Source organism: Paenibacillus sp. FSL H8-0048 (assembly GCF_038002825.1).
Classification (GTDB): domain Bacteria; phylum Bacillota; class Bacilli; order Paenibacillales; family Paenibacillaceae; genus Paenibacillus_AQ.
Genome location: NZ_JBBODF010000001.1, coordinates 7,215,923 through 7,233,378, shown reverse-complemented (window position 1 = coordinate 7,233,378; position 17,456 = coordinate 7,215,923). Strand labels below are relative to the sequence as shown.

The 17,456-nt window shown below is 53.0% G+C and carries 17 protein-coding genes; 3 read left to right on the top strand and 14 right to left on the bottom strand.

Going from position 1 to position 17,456, the window contains the following annotated elements; genetic code table 11:
* Positions 1 to 6: 6 nt before the first annotated feature.
* The 3 genes from NSU18_RS31305 (at position 7) to NSU18_RS31295 (ending at position 2,013) form a co-directional block, all read left to right on the top strand.
* Positions 7 to 381 carry a carboxymuconolactone decarboxylase family protein gene (locus NSU18_RS31305; protein ID WP_341018274.1) on the top strand — a complete coding sequence of 125 codons (375 nt, stop codon included), beginning with the start codon at positions 7 to 9 and terminating at the stop codon, positions 379 to 381.
* A 150-nt stretch (positions 382 to 531) separates the two neighbouring features.
* Positions 532 to 882, top strand: a complete 351-nt coding sequence (locus NSU18_RS31300; RefSeq protein ID WP_036727352.1) for a hypothetical protein — start codon at positions 532 to 534, stop codon at positions 880 to 882.
* A gap of 138 nt (positions 883 to 1,020) precedes the next feature.
* Complete coding sequence (locus NSU18_RS31295; RefSeq protein WP_341018273.1) at positions 1,021 to 2,013, top strand: 3-oxoacyl-[acyl-carrier-protein] synthase III C-terminal domain-containing protein; 993 nt, start codon at positions 1,021 to 1,023, stop codon at positions 2,011 to 2,013.
* A gap of 62 nt (positions 2,014 to 2,075) precedes the next feature.
* Here the strand turns inward: NSU18_RS31295 and glpK are convergent, their stop codons facing one another.
* The 14 genes from glpK to NSU18_RS31225 form a co-directional block, all read right to left on the bottom strand.
* Positions 2,076 to 3,581, bottom strand: coding sequence for a glycerol kinase GlpK (gene glpK, locus NSU18_RS31290; protein ID WP_341150914.1), 1,506 nt, complete (start codon positions 3,579 to 3,581; stop codon positions 2,076 to 2,078).
* 121 nt (positions 3,582 to 3,702) lie between these two features.
* Positions 3,703 to 5,142, bottom strand: coding sequence for an ATP-binding protein (locus tag NSU18_RS31285; RefSeq protein ID WP_341018269.1), 1,440 nt, complete (start codon positions 5,140 to 5,142; stop codon positions 3,703 to 3,705).
* A complete protein-coding gene (locus tag NSU18_RS31280; protein WP_036727360.1) occupies positions 5,143 to 5,859 on the bottom strand; it encodes a response regulator transcription factor in 717 nt (238 codons plus the stop codon).
* Between the two features lie 78 nt (positions 5,860 to 5,937).
* Positions 5,938 to 7,200 (bottom strand): cytochrome c biogenesis protein CcsA, encoded by a 1,263-nt coding sequence (ccsA, locus tag NSU18_RS31275; RefSeq protein ID WP_341018268.1) that lies wholly within the window; start codon positions 7,198 to 7,200, stop codon positions 5,938 to 5,940.
* Positions 7,197 to 8,885, bottom strand: coding sequence for a cytochrome c biogenesis protein ResB (gene resB, locus NSU18_RS31270; RefSeq protein ID WP_341018267.1), 1,689 nt, complete (start codon positions 8,883 to 8,885; stop codon positions 7,197 to 7,199). The genes ccsA and resB overlap by 4 nt, the downstream gene beginning before the upstream one ends.
* A complete protein-coding gene (gene resA, locus NSU18_RS31265; RefSeq protein ID WP_341018265.1) occupies positions 8,882 to 9,406 on the bottom strand; it encodes a thiol-disulfide oxidoreductase ResA in 525 nt (174 codons plus the stop codon). Before resA ends, resB begins: the two co-directional genes overlap by 4 nt.
* Before the next feature lie 112 nt (positions 9,407 to 9,518).
* Positions 9,519 to 10,277, bottom strand: coding sequence for a pseudouridine synthase (locus tag NSU18_RS31260; protein WP_341150913.1), 759 nt, complete (start codon positions 10,275 to 10,277; stop codon positions 9,519 to 9,521).
* Positions 10,278 to 10,297: 20 nt separating this feature from the next.
* Positions 10,298 to 10,642, bottom strand: a complete 345-nt coding sequence (locus tag NSU18_RS31255) for an N-acetylmuramoyl-L-alanine amidase (protein ID WP_341150912.1) — start codon at positions 10,640 to 10,642, stop codon at positions 10,298 to 10,300.
* A gap of 318 nt (positions 10,643 to 10,960) precedes the next feature.
* Positions 10,961 to 12,520: an IS1182 family transposase gene (locus tag NSU18_RS31250; RefSeq protein WP_341150911.1), complete on the bottom strand. Its 1,560-nt coding sequence runs from the start codon at positions 12,518 to 12,520 to the stop codon at positions 10,961 to 10,963.
* A gap of 839 nt (positions 12,521 to 13,359) precedes the next feature.
* Positions 13,360 to 13,893, bottom strand: a complete 534-nt coding sequence (locus NSU18_RS31245) for a spore maturation protein (RefSeq protein ID WP_036727371.1) — start codon at positions 13,891 to 13,893, stop codon at positions 13,360 to 13,362.
* Positions 13,894 to 13,899: 6 nt separating this feature from the next.
* Complete coding sequence (locus tag NSU18_RS31240) at positions 13,900 to 14,571, bottom strand: nucleoside recognition domain-containing protein (protein WP_341018263.1); 672 nt, start codon at positions 14,569 to 14,571, stop codon at positions 13,900 to 13,902.
* A gap of 54 nt (positions 14,572 to 14,625) precedes the next feature.
* Positions 14,626 to 15,912, bottom strand: a complete 1,287-nt coding sequence (locus tag NSU18_RS31235; RefSeq protein ID WP_341150910.1) for a D-alanyl-D-alanine carboxypeptidase family protein — start codon at positions 15,910 to 15,912, stop codon at positions 14,626 to 14,628.
* A gap of 191 nt (positions 15,913 to 16,103) precedes the next feature.
* Positions 16,104 to 16,598 (bottom strand): GerW family sporulation protein, encoded by a 495-nt coding sequence (gene ytfJ / locus NSU18_RS31230; protein WP_341018261.1) that lies wholly within the window; start codon positions 16,596 to 16,598, stop codon positions 16,104 to 16,106.
* Positions 16,599 to 16,678: 80 nt separating this feature from the next.
* A complete protein-coding gene (locus NSU18_RS31225; RefSeq protein WP_341150909.1) occupies positions 16,679 to 17,377 on the bottom strand; it encodes a DUF2953 domain-containing protein in 699 nt (232 codons plus the stop codon).
* Between the last annotated feature and the right edge of the window lie 79 nt (positions 17,378 to 17,456).

The following is a 17,456-nucleotide window of genomic DNA, read 5'->3' as shown; positions in this document are numbered from 1 at the left end:
AAAAGCATGAACAAGAACAGCGGACTCGAACATTTCACTGATCTCTCAGGAGATTACGGGGCCAAAGCCCTGGCTCCGATTAAAGAGCATTTTCCGGAATTAGCCGAGTATATTATGGGCAATGCCTATGGTGATATTTTTCAGCGGACCACGATTGGCTCTGACTGGAAGGAGATCGCGGTGATCTCGTCTCTGATTACGATGGGGCAATATGAGCAGCTAGGGGTTCATTATGTAATGGCACTTCGCGTTGGCATGACCGTCGATCAGATTAAGGGGGTGCTGCTGCATCTCACTCCTTGCGTTGGTGCCCCCCGGGTGATTTCGGCCTTTAATGTGCTGCTGGATACCCTGGAAGAGATTAAAGAAAAATCTTCATAAATCTACAATTTTCGACTTTTGATTGCACATTTCAACATGATCTGGTTATAATGAAGGCAAAATATCCCAAATCAAATGCGATTTTGTCGAATGGAGTCGCTGGAATGATGGTTTGGAGGTATTACAAATTACACTTAGGGAGAGATCAACATGGGACAATTTATTCTGAAGACAGACACTGCGAAGAAAGTAATCAATATTGAGCTGGAGGGAACCTTTTCTAACGAGGACGGACTCAAATCTATACAGGCTTACCAGCAGACCATTAACCCGATCAGCCCTGCTGAATATGCATTAGAAATCGACTGCCGCAAGCTGAATGTAACGGCTCCTGATGTTGTACCGCTGCTTGAAGGCTGCTTCATCATGTTCAAGGCTGACGGCTTCCAGAAGGTGAGTCTGACCCTGGAAAATAACCCGATCCTCAAAATGCAGCTGGCACGCCTGGGACGCAAAGCCGGACTTGAGAACCTGGAAATCACTTCAACCGTACAAGCTTAATAAATACAATTTAAACTAAAATCAGCCGCGTGAAACGCACCTATTCATTCATTGTAACGGCTGCTAATGCTGGAGAGAGTTTTGTAAGAAGCACATTCGTGAGAGGCATAGCTAACAAAACTTTAGGAGGTCTGTACTATGGCAGGGATTCGCATTAAGGACATTGATATCTACCATCCGGACAAAAGAATCGGCAATGAGTTTTTCATTCAGCATTTTGATGACAAAGGTATTGATATCCGCGGACTGTTGGCCACTCTGGGCCGTGAAAACCGCTACAGCATCGACAGCCCGGATGAGAACTCCCTGACAATGGCTTTTGAAGCCGCAAGTAATGTTCTGGAGAAGACCGGTCTTACCGGCCCTGACATTGACCTGATCGCTTATGCAAGCCAGACCCCTGAATATATATTTCCTACGAACTCATTGATGATCCACCGCCTGATTAACGGGGCTTCGCATACCATCTGTATTGACAGCAATGCCAACTGTGCCGGAATGACTGCCTCGGTTGAGCAGGTCAGCCGCCAGATGATGGCGAACCCGAGAATTCGCCGCGCCCTGGTCATCGGCTCCGATTACGTGGCGCCGCATGCGGACAAGAATGATCCCGTGTATTACGCGAACTTTGGTGATGCCGCTGCTGCGGTCATTCTGGAGCGCGATGAGCATTCGGTCGGCTTCATTGACTCGATCTACCAGACTGACACCTGCGTGTACGGCAACTCTTTGTTCCCGGCAGAAGGTCTGGCTAAGCTTGGACGCACCGGTGTTGCTGCAGGAGAGTTCAATGTGAAGTTCATTCCGTTCGATGATTCCATCTGTGTGGATGCCGCTTCTGAATCGATTAACACTCTGCTTAGCAACAACGGGATAGCCCCTGAATCGGTTAAGGCCGCCTGCTTCTCTCAGCTGTCTCTTCCGAACATCCAGGCTGTTTCCGGCAAAACCGGTATTAACCCTGAGGCCGCAGTCTACATAGGCGATGAGTTCGGCTATACCTCGACCAGCAGCCCGTTCATTGCCCTTCACAAAGCCGTCACTACCGGGCAGCTTGAACGTGGAGACAAGGTCCTGTTCTGGACCGTTGGCGCCGGATGGCAGAATGTCGCATTTGTAATGGAGTACTAATCTTTGAGTAAAAAACGGCCCGCAGCAGAGTTACTGCTTGCGGGCCGTTTCTGTTCTTGTCTCTAAAGTCTGCCTTCGTGGTTGCCCTCATGCTTCTCCCAGCCCATCGTACGCGACACAGCGTCCTGCCAGGCGCCGTATCTGCGTTCCCGCTCTTCCGGCTCCATCTGCGGCGAGAAGACCTTCTCAGCGGTGTTGAAGCTCTCCAGCTGCTCACGGGTCCATACCCCGGAGGTGAGCCCGGCGAGCAGCGCAGCGCCAAGCGCTGTAGTCTCCGCATAGGTTGTACGTGTCACCTCGCTGCCCAGAATATCGGCCTGGAACTGCATGAGCAGATTGTTGCGCACCGCACCACCGTCCACTCTCAGGCCGGTGAGCGGCATGCCGGCGTCCTTTTGCATGGCATCGATGACATCACGGGACTGGAAGGCCAGGGATTCCAGCGTCGCCCTTACCAGATGGGCAGAGGTGGTGCCTCGCGTCAAGCCGAATATGGCGCCACGCGCATACATATCCCAGTAAGGCGCACCCAGTCCGGTAAAGGCCGGTACCACCACAACCCCTTCACTCTCCTCCACTTCACTGGCCTTCTCTTCCGAGTCAGCAGGCGCAACAATCAACCCCAGCCCCTCTTGCAGCCACTGCACAGCCGCTCCAGCGACAAACACACTGCCCTCCAGCGCATAATAGAGATCATCGCCCATACCCCAGGCTACCGTGGTCAACAGGCCGTGGCTGGAGGCCACAGCTTCAGTGCCTGTATTCATGAGGATGAAGCAGCCGGTTCCATAGGTATTCTTGGCACTGCCGGCTTCCAGGCAGGTATGGCCAAAGAGTGCCGCCTGCTGATCCCCCAGCACCGACCGGATAGGAATCTCCAGACCGAACCACTGCTGGTCACAGACACCGAAATCTCCGCCCGACATCCTCACCTCCGGCAGAATGGACGGCGGAATGCGCAGCGTGTCCATCAGCTCTTCATCCCACTGACGCTCATGCAGGTTATACATCATCGTTCTTGAAGCGTTGGTAACGTCTGTAGCGTGTACGGCGCCTCCGGTCAGCTTCCAGATCAGCCAGGTATCTATCGTCCCTGCCAGGAGCTCTCCTTTGCCAGCACGCTCCCTTGCTCCCGGTACATGATCCAGAATCCACGCCAGCTTAGTCGCCGAGAAATACGCGTCAATGACCAGCCCTGTCTTATCCGCAATGACTCCGGCCATCCCGCGTGACTTCAGCTCCTCACATTGATCTGCTGTCCGCCGGTCCTGCCAGACAATTGCCGGGTAGATCGGCTCACCTGTAATTTTATCCCAAATGAGAGCCGTCTCCCGCTGGTTGGTAATGCCGATAGCTGTTATGTGATCAGCCGGTTCAGAGCTTGCTGCAATGGCATCTCTGGCTGCGGCAAGCTGACTCTCCCAGATCTGCTCCGGGTCATGCTCAACCCAGCCCGGGCGGGGAAAGGATTGCTTGATCTCATATTGTCCCTGCGAGATCACTTCCGCCTCTGCATCGAAGAGAATTGCCCGTGAGCTGGTAGTACCTTGGTCCAAGGATAAAATCATAATGCCCAGCCTCCTGCAAGCCTTAGCTTGAAATATATGTTTCACGATGAACAATATTAATGTGGTGATTTCAACAAAAAGCACCTCTGCTCTCAGAGGCGCTGTCATGCATGGTCTTGGTTTACTGTTTTTCGACAGGAAGCCGCAGGGTAAACGTGGTGCCTTCTCCCAGCTTGCTGGTGGCATAAATACTGCCGTGATGCGATTCGACGATATTCTTCACGATTGCCAGCCCCAGCCCCGTACCGCCCGATTCTCCCCGCAGGCGGGCCTTGTCGGCTTTGTAGAAGCGTTCGAAGATAAACGGCAGATCCTCAGGATTGATTCCGGCCCCTTGATCTCTGATCGCGATCTCCACCAGACTTCTGCCTTCCAGCACTACTGTGCCTGCCAGAATGGAGATTCTCCGGTCAGCCGGAGTATGGCGGAAGGCATTATCCAGCAGATTGGTTAGCACCTGCTCCAGCTTGTCTTCATCGGCAGCTCCCAGCAGCAGCTCCTGCTCCGGGCGCTTCAGTTCAAGCATAATATCCCGCTCCTTGGCTCTGACGGAGAATTTGCGGTATACCCGCTCCAGCAATTCTCCCACATCAACCTGAGCCTTAAGCATATCCGTATGTCCTGCTTCCATACGCGCCAGGTCCAGCAGATCCTTCACCAGACGGCCCATACGCAAGGATTCATCATGAATGACCTGAACCAGCTCACTGCTCTCCTCCGGTGAGGAGGCCATTCCGTCCAGCAGCGCTTCACTATAGCCCTGCATCATCGAGAGCGGGGTGCGGATCTCATGGGATACATTCGCCACGAAATCCCGCCGCATCTTCTCCAGCCGCACCTCTTCCGTCACATCACGAAGAACAGCAACGGCTCCGCGCAGATGATCTTCCGAATAGAGCGGTGCCATGTGCACCGACCATACCCCCTGCCGGACATGTACATTGGAGCGCTGATCGCCACCGTTCTCAAGGGTGCTGAGGAATAGTGGACGCAGCGGCGGCGGGACCTCGCTGGAAGCAGAGGCCTTCGGAACAGGTCCGTTTTCCTCTTCCTCCTCCCAGGTAAGATCACTCCACGTTTCGAGGAGGGTCTGGCCATGCGGATTGGTGAGGATGATCCGGCCTTCGATATCGAAGGTGATCACCGCATCGCTCATGCTGCGCAGGACACTGGATAAATGCCCTTTTTCATTATTCAGACTGCGTATATTCTCTTCCAGCTCTTCCGCCATGTGGTTAAACGATGTCGCGAGCTGGCCGATCTCATCGCTCGTAACCAGGGTCAGTCTTGTTCCATATTCGCCGCGGCGGATGTCATTCGCTGCTTCAATAACCTGCTGCATCGGCTGAGTGATCTTCGTGAACAGGAACAGGGCAAAGAAGGTGGTCAAAGAGAACCCGATCATGCACGTATACATGAACAAGCGCTTGATTGCCCCGGAGTTGGTGAAATTACTGTCGATGTAAGGCAGCAGGAACAGCCCGAGTGTAATGAGCACGACAGCAACCAGAAAGATGATCGTGATCCACAGCTTACCGACAAGGCTTCTCCAGAAGTTCACTTATTTAGGCACCTCAAGCTTATAGCCTACTCCCCATACCGTTGTAATCATCGCTGCCGATTCCGGGGATACCTTATTCAGTTTTTCACGCAGACGCTTGACATGGGTATCCACGGTGCGGAGATCTCCGAAGAATTCGTAATTCCATACATCCTTCAGCAGCTCCTCACGCGAGAATACCTTGTCCGGTGAGATGGCCAGATAATGCAGCAGCTCGTATTCCTTGGGCGTCAGACTTACCTCTTGGCCCCCTGCGCTTACGCGGTGTGCATCATGCTCAATAATAAGGAACGGGAACACGATATTGTTGCTTGAATTACTCTCTTTGGACAAAAATGCTGTTGCGGAAGAACGGCGCATGATCGCCTTCACCCGGTAGATCACCTCACGCGGACTGAACGGCTTGACGACATAATCGTCTGCTCCCATCTCAAAGCCCTGAACCCGGTTGATCTCCTCGCCCTTAGCAGTAAGCATCAGGACCGGTGTGGATTTCACGCCTCTGAGCCGGGTCAGCACTTCAATCCCGTCAATACCGGGCAGCATCACATCCAGCAGAATCAGACCGTAGTCATTGGCGGTTGCTTTGCGCAGGGCGATTTCCCCGTCCTCCGCCTCATCAATCTCATAGCCTTCTTTTTCAAGATACATTTTGAGCAGGCGGCGGATGCGTTCTTCGTCATCCACTACCAGAATTCTATTCAAGTGCTCAGCCATTTACACAACAACCCCTTCATCAATTACAGTAGAACGTCACCCTGGATCATACGCATGCCCGAAAGAAGCCTGAGCTTATCAGTCCGTTCCCGCATATGAATGAAGTCCGGCGATAACCAGGTTAACACCGACCAGGGTAAACATTACGATTAGAAAGCCGAGTACAGCGAGCCAAGCGGATTTGCGTCCCTGCCATCCGCGGGCCAGCCGCAAATGGAGATACGCACTGTAGAACAGCCAGGTGACGAGTGCCCAGACTTCCTTGGGGTCCCATCCCCAGAATCTGCCCCAAGCCACCTCAGCCCATATCATTGCAAAAATCAAAGCCCCCAGTGTGAAAATCGGGAACCCGATGGCGATTGCCCTGTAGGTAATCTCATCCAGGTCATTCTCATCGATTCCATCAAGCACCGGATGAAGAGCCTTCCCAAGCGGCTTACGTACGGCCAGCCGAAGAATGCCATACAGCAGCAGTCCGGACAGCAGTGACCAGATCACAGTGTTGAACTTGCGCCCTGCATTGACACCATTCATCCAGGAAGGTGCTTGAAACAAAGGCTTCTGAAGCCCAAGAAACGGCTGGAAGCTCTCAATTTCGCTATGGTAAGGTGCCACAATCGGCGGCATTTTATAACTCACTTTCTCTATTGTACTATCTTCCTGCCCGGGGCTGTCAATCGTAACGTTCGAACGGACAAAAACAGATTCATAGCCCGCGCCGCGGAAGGCAAATACAGATCCAAGAAACCCAATTATAACAATGATCGAGAACAGAGTAAATTCGACCAGCCGCTGCTGCTTGCGGTCACTGCGTTCCTTGCTGTCAAACTTCACTGTCCGCAGCAGATACATCAGTCCGGCGGCAAAGCCTACGGCGAAGAAGGACTCCCCGAGCGCAGCAAGCGTGACATGAATATTCAGATAGATTGATTTGAGCGAAGGAATGAGCGGCTGCACTTCCTGCGGAAATACAGCTGCATAGGCCATCACAACAATGGAGATTGGGACCGCGAATACCCCGAGAATTATCTTGCGGTAGATGGCAAAGATCACCGTAAAGGCAACCATCACCATCATCGATAGGAAGGTCATGAACTCATACATATTGCTGACCGGAATATGACCGGCCCCCATCCAGCGGGTAACGAAGTAGGCCAGATGGCAGATCAGCCCGAGTGAAGAGGTGATAAAAGCAATCCGCCCCCACCGTGCCGTATGCTCCTCCGGCTTCCTGCCCGACCATTTGCGGCCCATAATGGCAATGGTGAACAACATGAAGGCACCGCTGTATAAAAGAAATGCGGCTATAAAGACGTCACTGCTGAAATCGAGCAAGCTCATGCCATGCCTCCTCCGTTGTCCAATGATTTGTCATCGACTGTCATGTCTATCTGCTCCAGAATAGAAACGAGCTCACGGCGGAAGCCGAACCAGTTCTTGTTCGTATGGCCTCCAAGCACCAGCTGTCCGCCCTCAACGATCAGCCAGATGCGTCTGTGCTGCCAATAGAAGCCGAGAATCAGCCCCAGCATGACAATACCCGCACCAATCCAGACAAACGGCATTGCCCGGTCTACACGGACATTGAGATAGGTGGTGGATTCCGAGAAATCCACATCCGTCATACTGCCCACCTCAAGCTCCAGAAACCGTGTGCCGCCTCCAAGCTTGTCGTTGATCGCAGACTGCTGGAAGCGCTCCTTGTCCACCTGCTTCGGGAAATAGAAATATTGCTGCCCCTCTGCCGGCAGATCCGGACCACGGATCAGGAAGAGAAACGCCGGAGCGTTCGGATAAGGGGAGGTAGAGACCGGACGGCCTTCCTCATTCAATCCGAAATCCATATACTTCTCCTTTAGCTCAAGGGTGTAGGGTCCCGCCTTGAAGCTGCGCTGCGGATTCTTCATATCCAGTCTGAACTTGCCGTAGCTCTCACCGGTTGAAGCATTGACGAGATCAGGCTGCACGGAACGCAGAACAGGCGTAAGATCATAGTCAAACTGATACGCTTTCATTCCTTGGTAGCTCAGCGGAGAATTCACCTGAATGTCATGCCGGGCAACTTCCGCAAGCTGAGGCTCCTTGGAGGGATCGCTGCAGTCCGCTGTACATTCATATAGAACCGCCTTGGTCTCGTAGAGCTTAGGGAGGACCTTCTTGCCCCGGAATTCCTCGGGCATCTCTTCTTCACTATAGAATTCTACTGTGAACTTCTCATTCTTCAGGTACATGCTGGTGTCCGGTATCCGTACTGCCTCTCCCTGCGGGAAGGCAAGATGCTGATCCATATTCAGACCCGGAAGTCCCCTCGCAAGCACAGCAAGCAAAAATATAATCAGGCCAATATGTATTACATAAGGTCCCCAGCGGCTGAAACGGTGTTTTTCGGCCAGTAATGCGCCTCCCTCCGTCCGCACGCGGTACCCTTTCTTCTTAAGCGGCTGAACGATCCGTGCCACCCATTCCTCCGGCTCACCCTCCACCTCTGTAATCAGCGTGAGCTTTTGACGGGTAAGGAACTGGCGGTGCTTACGGATCTTCTGACGGGTTAACGCCTTGTAGAGCGGAAGCACGCGGTCCAGGCTGCAGATGACCAGAGAAGCTCCGATCATGACCAGCAGCGTCACGAACCACCAGGATTCATAGGTATGCGAAAGGCCGAGTCTATAATATATATTCCCGGCTGTTCCATACGTTTGTTCATAATAGGTTGAAGCGTCAATATTCAGAAAGGTGCTTTCTTGCGGAAAAATCGTACCGAGCATCGCACCCAGCAGCGTCAGCACAATCAGGTAAATGGCTATTTTGACTGAGGAAAAAAAGTTCCAGACCTTATCGATCACTCCCGGACTTACCCGCTGTGAACGGCGGGCCACCCCATCGTAGCGCATCTCCAGGTTCCCCGAGGCGTTCTCTTCCTTCTCATCCAGCGGCTTGCCGCAGGCTTCACAGAGAACCGTGCCTACCGGATTCTGGTGACCGCATTCACATTTGGTGTTGCTGATCAGCGGCTCTCGCTTACTCATGGTCCCACCAGCTTCCCGATTTGCTCGTCAAGCGAACTCAGATCCAGCTGGCCAATATGAATGCTGTCCACCCTGCCCTTCGTATTAATGAAGAAGGTGGTGGGCAGCGGGGAGACCCCGTAGCTGCGGACCGCATCGCGTCCCTTATCCATCACAACCGGAAAATCAATATCCACGAGCTTCACGAAATTGTCCACCGTCATCTGATCCTCGCCCACATTCACACCCAGGACTACAACACCCTGGTCCTTCCATTTCTCCCACTGTGACTGGAGCGCGGGCATTTCCTTCACGCATGGTGCGCACCAGGAGCCCCAGAAGTTCAGGACAACCGACTTTCCTCTGAATTCCTCCAGCGTATGGGTCGCACCGTCCAGCCCAAGCAATTCAAAATTAGGCGCTTTCCCGCCTTCCTCCGGCTTGCCGTCTCCCCCGAACACAGAGGAGCTGATAGCATAACCCCCAAGCAGAACGATTAGAAATAGTATCACGATTTGGATTGGCTTCCTGGCTTTGCCCATACAGGGGTACCCCCTTCTGTGACGCAACTCATTACTTTAGTTGTAAGGTGTGAACATCCTATGAACATTATAACGAATATTGTCACAGTTTTAGGAGGGGAAATTGTGAACTTTATGTGTCTTTGCGTGTCTGATTGTCCCGAAGCATTCCCGCCTTGGCAATTTGCTGCAGATGATTGATCTCATCCTTGGTCAAATGGCGGTAAGAGCCGCGCTTGAGATTCTGGAGCTGGATATCCCCGAAGGAAATCCGCTTCAGACGGATAACCGGATGCGACACAGCCTCGAACATCCGCCGGACCTGACGGTTGCGGCCTTCATGGATGGTGATGCTGATCACCGCTTCCTTATTGGCTTCATCGATATCCTTGTATTCGACTTCCGCAGGAGCGGTCATGCCGTCCTCCAGCTTAATGCCGGCCTTCAGCTTGTCCAGCGCTGTGCCGTGCGGAACACCCTTGACCGTGGCCAGATACGTCTTCGGCACATGGTGCTTCGGATGCGTGAGCAGGTTGGCAAACTCACCGTCATTCGTCAGCAGCAGCAGCCCTTCGGTATCGTAGTCCAAGCGGCCTACAGGGTATACGCGCTCTGTGATGCCTTTCAGGTAATCCGTTACTACCTTGCGGCCCTTGTCATCCGAGGCGCTTGTAATTACACCTTTGGGCTTGTTGAACATAATATAGATTTTATTCTCGCCCCGGATCAGTCTGCCCGAGACTTTAATAATATCGGTTGCGGGGTCCGCCTTCGTGCCAAGCGTAGTTACGAGTTCCCCGTTGACTTCCACTTTACCGGCCAAAATCATTTCTTCACATTTGCGTCTGGACGCAACACCTGCTTGCGCCAAAATTTTCTGTAATCTTTCCATTTTCGACTACTCACCTCAGGTTAATGATAACCATCAGAGGCATAAATCACAAGATCATTCCACGGAAAAAATGCGCCGGGGCAAGTTTCGCTATGCGGCTCCACCGTTAGCGGCGACATTTGATAGCGTCTGGACAGCTCCAGTATAAGCTTCCCCGCCGCGAACAGCTGCTGCTGGCGCTCCGGCAGCTGGGGCAATTGCTCCGCCTCCCCATAGTTGCCCTCAAGGCATATATGAATATGCTCCGGGTCTGTCAGCAGCGGCGCCGCGTAGACTGAACCGTTCAATCCGACCCAGAAGTCAAAACCTTTGCCGTTAATAGACGGACAGCGGGAATGATGCAGAATAAAGCCTTTGTAGTCCACCCTTGTCGTCCTCCCTCCGTATTGCTGAAATAGCATATGAAGCGGGGGAGCGGGCGGTGAGGAATGTTTGTTAAAATGTTTGGGGGGCGGGGCGAGGGCGAGTAAAGGCGTTGAATATTCGTAACTCCGAGGAATATTTGGACTTCCGGCCGCTGTTAAAGTTGGATTTCCTTGATTAGACTGCCCTGCGGCAGTAGAAATCCAACACAGCTTATGCTTACGATGCGGGGGCTGTCCCAAAAGTAAATATTCTATAGGTGGAAACAAAACCTGCAACTTTTTCAAAGCTTACCAAGTAAAAAAAGGAGCGATTCTCCGTTATTGGAGGACCGCTCCTTTGCGTTTCTGGTCGTTCGCTGCTTGCTTCAGCAGGTTGTGGGCGAGCGAAAGCCAACCGACCTCCAGCGTCACTTTTTCCAAGCCGCGAAGCAGAAAGCGCCGGAAGCCCCGGTTATTCTTTAATTGTCCAAATACACTTTCCGGCTCCGTCATTCGACGTACGGCCAATAGATAGCCTTCCTCGCTTCGGAGGATTTCTTTCGCCTGTTTCTGGTATCTAAGCCGCTCCAAACTGACTGCGATTTCCCGGTTTCCGCTTCCCTTCGTGCAGTTTTCTTTTAGCGGACAACCTCCGCAGCTTTGACTTTGGTAGTGACGCTTCTTAATTTCGTATCCACTCTCTGTGGTTTCCTTGCTTTCTCGTTGGAAATACAGCGGGTGTCCAGCTAAACACGTCCAACGATCCTCGGATCCGTCGTAGGTCCAGTTCTCGATTTTTCCGACGTCGGCTTTCCAGGCTTTGCTCTTTTCTTTGTGGTAGGTGCTGTATTTCACGACGGCCTGTATCTCGCTCTTTTCCAGATAGGCGTAGTTTTCTTCACTTCCATAGCCGGCATCTGCAATGATCGTCTTTGGAAGTTTCCCGAGGAATTGCTTTGTTTTTTCCAGATGTGGTTCTAAACAGCGGGTGTCACCCGGTCTTTGATGGAGACTGTAGGCCAAAATAAACTGGTTTTCGGTCCCGATCTGTAGATTATAACCTGGCTTCAGTTGGCCATTTCGCATGTGATCTTCTTTCATCCGCATAAACGTTGCCTCTGGATCGGTCTTGCTGAAACTGTTACGGTCCCCAAGCAGCTTTTGATATTGTTCGTACTTCTGCAGTCGAGGGAGCAAATCCTTACGCAACTTCCGAACCGTCTTTTTTAGGGGCGTGTCTTTCGGTTTTTCGGCAAGCTGAGCTTCAAGCTTTTGTACGGCTTGTTCGAGTTTCTCACTGTCCATTTCTGAACCCGTGCGGAGTTCAGCCAGATCTTTGCCCTGGTTCTTTTGTTCTTCCTGCTCTTCCGCTACGTCAATGTCAGCGAATAGGGCCTGTACCTTATCTTGCAGTTTCGCTTTGTGTTTGCTGACCGCTTTGCTCCAGACAAAGGTGTAGCGATTGGCATTCGCCTCAATCTTAGTGCCGTCCACAAAATAATGCTCCAGAGACACGTATTTTTCGTTAGCCAGAAACTGAAGCACGGCGGTAAATACCGTTTCGAGGACATTTCTCATCCGCTGGGAACGGAAGCGATTCAGCGTGCGGAAGTCGGGTCGCTGCCGTCCGGCCAGCCACATGAAGGGAATGTTCTCCCGGACCGCTTTGGCGATTTGGCGAGACGAATAGATTCGCTGAGTGTATGCGTAGATGATGACTTTGGTAAGCATTTTAGGATGGTAGCTGTCACGGCCGCCGCCGGGATAGGCCGCGTCAAAAATGGCGTTGTCCAGCCGGTTGACGGCAGCATTCACGACGCGAACGAGGTGATTTTTCGGGATATCTTCTTCCAGATCCATTGGCAAGCAAAGTTGGTCCATGGTATATTGAATGTACAAAGAAACCTCTCCTTTGAAATGGTTGTGTGGTAACTCCATTTTAACAAAAGAGAGGTTTCTTTGTGTGATTTTAGAAAGATTTGAAGAACCTTTTCCCGCTTAAACAGCGGAGAGGACGGAACGATTGTGGAAAAGCGGCAGCGGTCGCCTTGGTCTCCGGATTTTCACCGTTAAGGGGAATGAAAAAAATCTGGAGAGCACAGCGATTGGAACAACGGTCCGTTCGCGCAGCGTTCACCCAAGTGCTCACGTTGATCCTACTACAAAATAAAGAGCTGTCCCAAGCAGCCACTTCATGGCTTTTGGGACAGCCCCTTCAGGCGGACGCTGGCGCTCCTACAGTTCCAAAATTCCTCTCCGTTACTCCGTCAACGCACGGGCAAACCTAATAACAAACAGTCCTCACCTCCCGGAAGGGGGTGAGGACTGTAGGGCAAGCGGCAAGCGGCTGCGGGGCAGCGCTTGAGGGCCACAACCACCGGCGCAATACCCTTCATTCGCTCATCCGGCCGACTTTTGCTGTAATCAAGTGCATTTATACCCTTCATTCGCTCTCCTGAAGGCAAACAATTGGATAAACGTATCCTAATCCAAACGATTTGAGGAAGTTAGCTGAAGCAAGTGGAAAAAGAACAATTAATTTGTTTAATTTCAACACTTTAGCGGGAATACGTATAATTAAGCTGCATTTTTCCAACTATTGTCTCCTTAACGCTCACTCGTCTAGCAGCAGGTGGAGGAAATCCATCTATCAAACTATCCATCTATCCATCTATCCATCTATCCATTCATCCACTTATCCACTTATCCATCTACCTCCTACTCCTGCTCCTGCCCCGCTACCCGAACACCAGCAGACAAACGGCAATGGCAGCAATAAAGCCGACGACATCCGAGAACAGGCCCACCTTCAGGGCATAGCGGCCGTTGCGGATGCCTACGGCGCCGAAATACACAGTCAGCACATACAGGGTGGTATCTGTGCTGCCCTGTATAGTAGAAGCAATCATACCGATGAGAGAGTCCGGGCCGTGGACGCGGATCAGGTCTGTGGTATAGGCAAGCGATCCAGTGCCCGTCAGCGGGCGCAGGAGACCGAGCGGAAGCACCTCTGACGGAATACCCAGTCCCTCCATCAGAGGGCTTACAAAGCCCATGAGGAAGTCCAGCGCACCGGACGCGCGGAACACACTGATGGCCACCAGCATGCCGACCAGATGGGGGATAATCGCAATGGCGGTGCCGAACCCGTCCTTCGCCCCCTCCACGAACGATTCATAGACGGGAACCTTACGTGTGAAGGCATACAGCGGAATAAAGGTAACCATGACCGGAATCGCCCAGGCAGAGATCAGACTGATCAGTTGTAGCATGGACGGTCACCCTTTCACCGAAGATTGTGGAAGCGCCCCGCTCCCGTTCGCCGGGCCGCCCCCGGTCTTCAGGACCGGCGGCGGTCCGGGCGGCTTGCGAAGCAGGCTCAGGCGGCGGAACAGCCTGTCCGCAGCAATCGCCGCCAGGGTAGCCACCGCAGTCGCCGCCAGGGTGGTTCCGACGATAGCCGCCGGGTCCGCCGATCCGTAATTCAGCCGGATCGCAATCAGGGTCGCCGGAATCAGGGTGATGCTGGCGGTATTCAGCGCAAGCAGGGTACACATGGCCGGCGTTGCGGTCTCTTTATCCGGGTTCAGCGTCTGCAGCTCCTGCATCGCCTTAATGCCCATGGGAGTAGCCGCATTCCCCAGCCCCAGCAGGTTGGCGCTCATATTGGAGAGAATGTAGCCGATGGCAGGGTGGCCTTTGGGCACATCCGGGAACAGAAAAGAGACGACCGGACCCAGCACTCTGGAGATTTTTTTCAGCAGGTCGGCATCCTCCGCAATCCGCATAATGCCCAGCCAGAACACCAGCACACTGATCAGCCCGAAGCTGACGGTCACCCCGCTCTTCGCACCATCGAATACAGCGGCGGTGAATTCATTCATCCGTCCGTTAACTGCGGCAAAACCAAACCCGATCAGAATCATCCCCAGCCAGATTCCATTTAACATAGGTATCCCCTCCCCCGCTTCATTCTTTATACTTTGTCTTGCAGAATCGTTTCCCTATTCCCCCGTGAGGAACAACGCCCGCAGCGCACTGCCGAAGGCCTGCAGCCAGTTGCCCGCCGGGTAGGCAGAGGCACTCGCAGCGTTATATTTTTTCACATACGGCGTGGTCTCCGGCGGGAGCTGGCCAGGCGTGTACACCGGAACCCGGCCGATCTCCTGCTCTCCCAGCTGTAAAATAATCACACCCCTGAGCCCGAAGTTAACATCGCCCTCACTCCCGCTGGCATTCACAGCTGCCCTGCCCGCACCTGCACTTACACTGAAGCCTGCACCTGTTGTACTTCCCGTACCCGCAGCATTGCCATCCGCAGAAGCCTGCGGAGCTGCACTAAGCACCAGTTTGTTGACGAGCCTTGCTTCCTCCCCCTGACCCAGCGGATAGGCGAAGGCCTTGCCGGTCACCAGACTGTAGCCTTTGACGGCCTCGCCCCGCTCGACCAGCGTCTTCAGCGGATAGTGGTTGAAGCCGAAGTCCAGCAGCGAGGCGTGGTCATTCCAGTCATTGCCGTCGTTCAGCGTAACCGCCACGAGCTGCTGCCCGTCTCTTGTAGCGGAGCTGACCAGGCAGCGCAGCGCTTTTTTGGTATAACCCGTCTTCACCCCGTCCGCTCCCTCGTAGAGGCGCAGCATCTTATTCTTGTTGCTCCATTTATAGTCCCACTTCTCATAGGGATTGTCCGCCGTCTTCTCTTTGGAGGCTACGATTTCCTTGAACACCGGATTGTGCATCGCATAAGCAGTCAATACAGCCAGATCATTCGCGCTGGAAAAGTGCCCTTCAGCATCTAATCCGTGCGGATTGGCAAAATGGGTGTTTTTCAAATTCAGCTCCTGCGCCTTGGCGTTCATCAGGTAGACAAACCCCTGCTCCGAACCGCCGACATGCTCGGCGATTGCCGTTGCCGCATCGTTGCCGGAGCGCAGCATCAGTCCGTACAGCATATCCTTCAGCGTCATTTCCTCGCCCAGCTTCAGGTACAGGGAGGAGCCCTCCTTGGCAAAAGCATTTTTGCCGACCTTGACCTTCGACGTAATATCGCCGTTCTCTATCGCCACAAGGGCGGTCATAATTTTGGTCAGACTGGCAATCAGCATCGGTTCATCCCCGCGGCTGCTGTACAGAATTCTTCCGGATGTCACATCAATCAGCGCCGCCGCCCTGGCATGGGTAGAGATAGAAAGGTTCTCTGCCCGGATGGCAGACACCGGCACCAGCGCAAGCAGCAGCATACTCAACAGTAAGGACAGCATAGATTTTCGGGTTAATGTCTTCATGTTCATCCTCCGGCTTCTTATCCGTTCCTTACGCAACGGTTCATCAGTCTTGCCTGGTTGTACAAGTGTATGCGGGGCATGGGGCAGGTATGTCCGATCCTCTTTCATCCGGCAAGTGGAAACAGCTCCAAAAAAGGGATACCACCTTCTAAGGTGATATCCCTGACCATCCATACTTTTCTTGAGTTCGCTGTATCCTAATGTGCTGACGAATGGTCGGACGAGCCGGACCCGGTCTCCACAACGGTTTTGGTTACCCTGGAGCCGGGAATGTCCGAAGCTTCCGGAACCATGCCGGGCTGGAACATATTCTGAATTTTGTCGAGCAGGTTAGGCGTGGCATCAATAATTTTCTCGAACAAATGGGTCTGATTATCCAGCGGCACAATATGTACCCCTTCCCTGCCAACGACCAGAAAAGCGATTGGACGAATAGATACGCCGCCCCCGCTGCCGCCCCCGAAGGGAAGCATTTTAACACCGGACCCGCTGCTGTTCACGCCCGGACCGTCATCCTCCACCCTGAAGTCGCTGCCGCCTGCTGCGAAGCCGAACGTCACCTTGCTAATCGGCAGAATGACGGTACCATCGGGCGTTTCAACAGGATCCCCAACAATTGTATTTACATCAACCATGCCTTTAATATTTTCCATTGCGGTCTGCATGAGACCTTGAATCGGATGATCTGACATTGTTTGTCTCCTCCTCGGGTGTATATAAATGTACCTGCAGTATTTATCTTGCCCACTATAGATTGGAGTATGTAGATTATTTAGGAGCGTTCACGTCTGAGCAATTTCTTCCACCGCCCCAGACCGCCTTTCACCTTCGACACGCGGCGCAGCAGCAGAAGCCCTGCATAGAGTGCATAACCGGCGGACAGCTTGCCGCTACAGACGGCTTCCGTTGCAAAGGACGGCTGATCCCGGAAGACAGGGGCCACGAATATTCCCGGCTTATGCACCAGTCTGACCCTGCGGGAGAGCACGCCGATCATCGTCCACTTCAGTCCCCATAAGGCCCCTACCGCCGTAGCGGTCGTTGCAGCCTCCCCCAGTGAGAAGTCCGTGGACCAGTCCAGCTTGGTGATCTGAATATGGGACAGGGTGTCTTTAAGCCATTTTTTCAGACCGCGGGTGGCATGTAACGCAGTACGAACATCCTTAAGCCATTGCGTTACAGATTCCTTATCGACCTGCCCTTCCTTCTCGCTATCCAGCTTCACCGGTGCAATTCCGCTTTTCTCCACCTTGAGCTTAATCCCCTGTTCGAGGCTCTGGAAGACCAGCGCAGGCACCTCATAATGAATTTTAACAAGGCCATATACAGCTTTGATGTCGAATTCGATGCGGTCATCCTTACCCAGCCTACGCACACGAAAGTGAAAATGAATCGATGACGCCAGAACCAGCAGGAACAGCAGAATAACGAGCAGCAGCAGGATTAAGGGTATTGCCAGCCATAACGTCACACGGTTAACCTCCAAGCAGACTTTAGAATAATAAACATGGAGCCTCTGGATTAGTATGGCAATTACGGCTGGATAACAT

Coding starts and splice junctions, on each gene's coding strand:
- NSU18_RS31245 (WP_036727371.1), bottom strand. CDS start 13,893: ATGCTACAACTGATCAGTCTGATCTCTGCCTGGGCGATTCCGGTCATG.
- NSU18_RS31280 (WP_036727360.1), bottom strand. CDS start 5,859: ATGGCTGAGCACTTGAATAGAATTCTGGTAGTGGATGACGAAGAACGC.
- resB (WP_341018267.1), bottom strand. CDS start 8,885: ATGAGTAAGCGAGAGCCGCTGATCAGCAACACCAAATGTGAATGCGGT.
- NSU18_RS31295 (WP_341018273.1), top strand. CDS start 1,021: ATGGCAGGGATTCGCATTAAGGACATTGATATCTACCATCCGGACAAA.
- NSU18_RS31235 (WP_341150910.1), bottom strand. CDS start 15,912: ATGAACATGAAGACATTAACCCGAAAATCTATGCTGTCCTTACTGTTG.
- NSU18_RS31240 (WP_341018263.1), bottom strand. CDS start 14,571: ATGTTAAATGGAATCTGGCTGGGGATGATTCTGATCGGGTTTGGTTTT.
- NSU18_RS31260 (WP_341150913.1), bottom strand. CDS start 10,277: ATGGAAAGATTACAGAAAATTTTGGCGCAAGCAGGTGTTGCGTCCAGA.
- glpK (WP_341150914.1), bottom strand. CDS start 3,581: ATGATTTTATCCTTGGACCAAGGTACTACCAGCTCACGGGCAATTCTC.
- ccsA (WP_341018268.1), bottom strand. CDS start 7,200: ATGAGCTTGCTCGATTTCAGCAGTGACGTCTTTATAGCCGCATTTCTT.
- ytfJ (WP_341018261.1), bottom strand. CDS start 16,598: ATGTCAGATCATCCGATTCAAGGTCTCATGCAGACCGCAATGGAAAAT.
- resA (WP_341018265.1), bottom strand. CDS start 9,406: ATGGGCAAAGCCAGGAAGCCAATCCAAATCGTGATACTATTTCTAATC.
- NSU18_RS31305 (WP_341018274.1), top strand. CDS start 7: ATGAACAAGAACAGCGGACTCGAACATTTCACTGATCTCTCAGGAGAT.
- NSU18_RS31300 (WP_036727352.1), top strand. CDS start 532: ATGGGACAATTTATTCTGAAGACAGACACTGCGAAGAAAGTAATCAAT.